General features: G+C 73.1%; 1 protein-coding gene. It reads right to left on the bottom strand.

Annotation, left to right across the window (positions count from 1 at the left end):
- Nucleotides 1-87: 87 nt before the first annotated feature.
- Nucleotides 88-1,089, bottom strand: coding sequence for a 2-hydroxyacid dehydrogenase (locus ACFV0G_RS39515; protein WP_380558813.1), 1,002 nt, complete (start codon nucleotides 1,087-1,089; stop codon nucleotides 88-90).
- Nucleotides 1,090-1,248 lie beyond the last annotated feature (159 nt).

Raw genomic sequence — 1,248 nt, 5'->3', positions numbered from 1 at the left:
TGTGATGTTATTTGTTTTTCTCACAGCGGCGGGCACCTCAACCCCGGCCCCGCGGCCGTGGGGCCCCCCGGCCACCCGGGCCGGGATTCACGCTCCCGCCCTGGGAACGAGCGTGTTCTCGCTCGTCCGTCCTGCCGCGAAGTCCTCGACGTTGCGCAGCGTGGCGTCGATGATCTGGCCGACGGCGGTGCGGGTGAAGTAGGCCTGGTGGCTGGTGACGAGGACCTGGGGGAAGGTGACGAGGCGGGCGAGCACGTCGTCGGCGATGCCGTGGATGGAGCGGTCGGTGAAGAAGACGCCGGTCTCCTCCTCGTAGACGTCGAGGCCGACGCCGGAGAGGCGGCCGGCCCGGAGTGTCTCGACCAGGGCGGCGCTGTCGATGAGGCCGCCGCGGCTGGAGTTGATGAGGATCGCGTCGTCCTTCATCAGGGCCAGCGCGGCCGCGTCGATCAGGTGGCGGGTGGCCGGGACGAGGGGGACGTGCAGGCTCACGAGGTCCGTGCGGGCCAGGAGGTCCGGCAGGTCGGTGTAGGTCATGCCGAGGTCGAGGCAGGCCGGGTTCTGCGCGATGTCCCAGCCGAGCAGCTCGGTGCCGAAGCCGGCCGCGATCCGGGCGAAGCACTCGCCGATCTTGCCGGTGCCGATGACGCCGACGGTCATGCCGTGGACGTCCCGCCCGAGCAGTCCGTCGAGGCGGAAGTCGAACTCGCGGGACCGGTTGGCGGCACGGGTGAGCCGGCGGTTGACGGCCAGGGCGAGGGCCCAGGCGTGTTCGGCGACCGAGTACGGGCTGTAGGAGGAGACCCGGGCGACGGTGAGGCCGAGCTCGGCGGCGGCTTCGAGGTCGATGTTGTTGAAGCCGGTGGAACGCTGGGCGATCAGCTTTGTGCCGCCGGCGGCGAGCACCGTGAGGGTCTCGGCGTCGAGGACGGCATTGACGCTGCTGCTGACGACCGGGTGGCCGGCCGCGAGCGGGGCGGTGTCGCGGTCGAGGAACACGGCCAGGATGCGCAGGGAGTGTCGGCCCGCGAAGGCCTGCTCCAGGAGCGGCTGTTCGTCTGCTTGGACGCCGTAGGCGAGGATCTCCATCCCGTCACGCTACCGAGGCGGCACACCGGGGGCGAGGATCTCCGGCCTGCCTCCGGTCGTGGGGGGGGGGGGGCCCCGGGGGGGGCGGGGGCGGCCGCCCGGCCGGCCGGGGCGCGCGCCGGGGCGGGGCGCGGGGGGGCGGGGGGGGCGAGGTAGGCG

The sequence above is a fragment of the Kitasatospora sp. NPDC059571 genome, assembly GCF_042735675.1.
Taxonomy (GTDB): domain Bacteria; phylum Actinomycetota; class Actinomycetes; order Streptomycetales; family Streptomycetaceae; genus Kitasatospora.
This window is presented reverse-complemented; position numbering and strand designations above follow the sequence as displayed.

Bases quoted from the DNA above. Each gene is read 5' to 3' on its own strand.
- ACFV0G_RS39515 (WP_380558813.1), bottom strand. From the start codon at position 1,089: ATGGAGATCCTCGCCTACGGCGTCCAAGCAGACGAACAGCCGCTCCTG.